The following is a 3,643-nucleotide window of genomic DNA, read 5'->3' on the forward strand; positions in this document are numbered from 1 at the left end:
CTTGAGACAATTTCTGAGGTCCCTCGCGCTCTTATCCGAGGTGGCGCAGGGACCGGCAAGACCGTGGTGGCGATCGAGGAAGCACTGAGATCCGCTGCGACTGGACGGAAGACCCTTCTGACCTGTCACAGCCGCCCGCTGGCGACGAACCTCGAACGGAAGCTGAAAGATATTGAAAACCTCACGGTCGCTGGATTTCACTCACTTTGCGGGCACATCTCTCGCAAGGCTGGTGTCCCGCCGCCTTCGAACATCAGTGAACGGGAACTCTATGAAAGTGCGCTGCCAAACGCGCTCTACCGCGCGATGGAAGTTCAGCCGGCACTCAAGTGGGACACGATCATTGTCGATGAAGGCCAGGACTTCAGTGCCGATTGGTGGATCGCAATCGATGCCTGCCTGAGCCACGGTGGACACCTCCGCGTTTTCATGGACAGCAACCAGAGGGTCTACGAGCGCGCCGGGAATGGCGTTCATGATCTGAGCGTCGTTCCGGTTCGGCTTTCCCGAAACCTCCGCAACACTAAGAACATCCACAGTGCCGCTTCGATGCATTATTCCGGCCCTGAGATAATCGCGGACGGGCCCGATGGCCTCGAGGTCTCGTGGATTAATGCCGAGAATCCCGATGCAAAACTCGAAGCCGCATACAGGGAGCTTCGACGGCTCGTATTCAAAGAGGAAGTCGCCCCTGGTGACATAGCTGTGCTTGTCAATGGGCCAGCCGCCCGGACGGGCTTCCTCGAGAGAAGTGGCGGGACAAGCATTCCGCTGACAGATGCCGAAACCATGGCGCTCGAAGACGTGGTGGTGGATACCGTGCGACGGTTCAAGGGTCTCGAACGACCGGCAATAATCCTGATTGTCAGCGGCGACGAAATGGACGGCCGCGAGTTGGCCTATGTCGCGTTCTCGCGAGCGCGGGCCTTTTTTGTGCGTGGTGTCATCTCAAGCCGAAACCACAACAGATGAGAACGCCTCCCGAATTGGGCTGTGCTCCTTCCCCTTATGGATTTTGGCCATGAGTTTCGCCGCTTCAATGACCTCTTTTCGCCACGCCGATGAATCGTCCCGACCACGACTGATGCCGCTGCGCAGCTCGGGCATCGTCCCGATCACGTCGCTGACCGTTCGCGTCATGCTCGAGACGGCGATCTCGGCGCGCGCAGCCTTGCCCGCACCGTTATGCCATCGATGAAGCGGTTGCCGATGAGGCGGTGGTCCCACTTTTGTACGAGGGGCGACTGGTTGAACAGCAGATCACCGGCAATGTCATCGATCGCTGGTTTGAAAAGATCAGTGAGGGCCTTACGAATAGCCAGAAAGCTGATTTGTCGCCGGCGCACCGTCTCTTGCTGAATCGACGTCTCGTCGAGGCCCCGGTTGACGCCATCGACTATGTCATCACCCACGAGCTTTGCCACATCGCTGAGCCGCAGCACGTCACGGCTTTCTTTGACCTGCTGGACCGGGTGATGCCGGATTGGGAGCGCCGGAAGCAACGCCTAGAGAGGATAATGGCCTGAGAAATTCCGACGCTAGTCGCTGCTGAACCAAACGAGACCGCTGTCCAAATGAAACCATGTGACCGGAATATGGTAATAATATCATCAACTTGTGGAACTTCACTAAATCAGCGCAGTCAACAGATCCGGAGAATATCAGCCCGTAGAGAACGCTTTGGGCCCTCTTCGCACCGGGGCCGGTGAACAGCCCCTCGTGCATAACCCTCGAAAACAACGACAATTTTCACCTAGGGCAACGAGCGGAGAACGATTTCTAAAGGGCAAGTGGCGGAGGCGGTGGGATTCGAACCCACGGAACGGTCTCCCGTTCGCTCAGTTAGCAACCGAGTGCTTTCGGCCTCTCAGCCACGCCTCCACGACCTCCATTTAGCAACGCCGCCGGAAGGGCGCAAGACTCAAAAGCGGCAGACTGTTGGACGGGACGGATCGGACCGACCAGCTAAGCGATTCGGGAGCGCCCCGCGGCGCATCCATTTCGTCTTGCGGCTGCGTTCAGTATGCCCATCGTCTAGCGCGTCGGGTGGGTCGCAGTCCGCCTTGACAAAAATGACCACCGCACAGTTCGATCGCCGCTGTCGCCGCCGCTATGCTCTCGAAACGGGAAATGACGGCTTCGGGGTGAGAGTTGGCCCGGTCGCTGCCGAAAGGCTGACGGTGACGCGGCATTTCCCGACCCCGGACTCGGCTACAGCACACAATCCACAGCCGAGTCAGGAGCCGATGGAGAACACGCGCCAGCCTCGCCTAGGAATCAACTGGTTCAGATCACAGGGGTGGTAAAAACCGTGCATCCTGAGTGCATTTTGCGACTTTCACTGGAGCATTTTCAGATGTTGGAAGCCGCGCCGCCTTCAAAACGGTTGCCGTTGGTATAGTCGCAGGGCGCTTCCTGCATTTCCAGATGCAGGCGGGTGTCGGTGTAGGGATGGGCGCGGGCGAGGTCTTCGTCGAACTCAATGCCAAGGCCGGGAGCGTTGGGCGGGATGATATAGCCCTTGTCCCATTTGATCGAATGTTTGATGAGCGCGAGGTGGAAGGCACCGCCGGTTTCAATCGTCTCGACGAGCAGCAGATTGGGAATGGAGGCGGCGAGGTGGATATTGGCGGCCCATTCGACCGGGCCCGCGTACAGATGGGGTGCCATTTCAGCGTTGAAGACTTCTGCAATAGCGGCGATTTTCTTGGCCTCCCAAATACCACCGACACGGCCCAAAGCGGGTTGCAGGATCTTCACGCCACCATGACGCAAGAGAGCGCCGAATTCGGCCTTGGTGGTCATACGTTCGCCGGTGGCAAGCGGGATGCGGACGTGTTTCGCGACTTCGGCGAATTCAAGCAGATTGTCCGGCGGGATCGGTTCCTCATACCAAAGCGGGGAATAGGGCTCCAGCGCCTGGCCGAGGCGGATCGCGCCGGGCGTGGTGAATTGGCCGTGCGTGCCGAACAACAGATCGGCGCGGTCGCCGACCGCGTCGCGGATGGCTTTGCAAAAGGCAACGGAGCGCGAGATGTCGGACATCGCGGGGTGGTGGCCGCCGCGGATGGTGTAGGGGCCGGCGGGGTCGAATTTGATGGCGGTGAAGCCTTGGTCAACGAAACGGATCGCCGCTTCCGCCGCCATATCAGGGGAGACCCAGAATTCCGCCGACTCCTTGCCCGCTTGCGGGTAAAGATAGGTATAGGAGCGAAGGCGCGGGTTCATCATGCCGCCCAGAAGCGCCCAGACCGGACGGTTGCGCGCCTTGCCGACGATATCCCAGCAGGCGATCTCCAACCCCGAGAACGCGCCGATCACGGTGGGATCTGGGCGTTGGGTAAACCCCGAAGAATAGGCGCGGCGGAACATCATCTCGATATTCTCCGGGTTTTCGCCTTCCATATGTCGAGCGAACACATCCTCGATCACGGCTTGCATCGCCTTGGGGCCGACGGTGGAGGCATAACATTCGCCGAAACCGGTGATGCCGCAGGCGGTGGTGAGTTTGGTGAAGGTCCAATAACGCCCGCCCCAACCGGGGGCAGGGGGCGCGACGGTGAAGATTTCCAGGGATTGAAGGCGCATGTGGGGCGCTCCGCTTTTTGGCGGGCGCCGGGGGCTTCACGCCCCCGGACCCCCG

4 protein-coding genes and 1 tRNA gene are annotated in these 3,643 nt (G+C 59.8%); 3 read left to right on the forward strand and 2 right to left on the reverse strand.

The genetic code is table 11. The features are described from left to right. The 3 genes from L0H65_RS16305 to L0H65_RS16315 form a co-directional block, all read left to right on the forward strand. On the forward strand, positions 1-972 hold a 972-nt coding region (locus L0H65_RS16305; protein ID WP_301460229.1), incomplete at its 5' end, for an ATP-binding domain-containing protein. 49 nt (positions 973-1,021) lie between these two features. Next, positions 1,022-1,198, forward strand: a complete 177-nt coding sequence (locus L0H65_RS16310; protein WP_301460230.1) for a hypothetical protein — start codon at positions 1,022-1,024, stop codon at positions 1,196-1,198. Between the two features lie 19 nt (positions 1,199-1,217). Continuing rightward, on the forward strand, positions 1,218-1,526 hold the full coding sequence (locus L0H65_RS16315; protein WP_301460232.1) for a M48 family metallopeptidase: 309 nt from the start codon (positions 1,218-1,220) through the stop codon (positions 1,524-1,526). 265 nt (positions 1,527-1,791) lie between these two features. On the opposite strand, the gene L0H65_RS16320 is transcribed toward L0H65_RS16315, so the two are convergent. Then, a tRNA-Ser gene (locus tag L0H65_RS16320) sits at positions 1,792-1,881 on the reverse strand. Between the two features lie 471 nt (positions 1,882-2,352). Beyond that, positions 2,353-3,588: a mandelate racemase/muconate lactonizing enzyme family protein gene (locus L0H65_RS16325; protein ID WP_301460234.1), complete on the reverse strand. Its 1,236-nt coding sequence runs from the start codon at positions 3,586-3,588 to the stop codon at positions 2,353-2,355. Positions 3,589-3,643: the final 55 nt, after the last annotated feature.

It is taken from the genome of Pseudorhodobacter sp., assembly GCF_030452865.1.
Classification (GTDB): domain Bacteria; phylum Pseudomonadota; class Alphaproteobacteria; order Rhodobacterales; family Rhodobacteraceae; genus Pseudorhodobacter.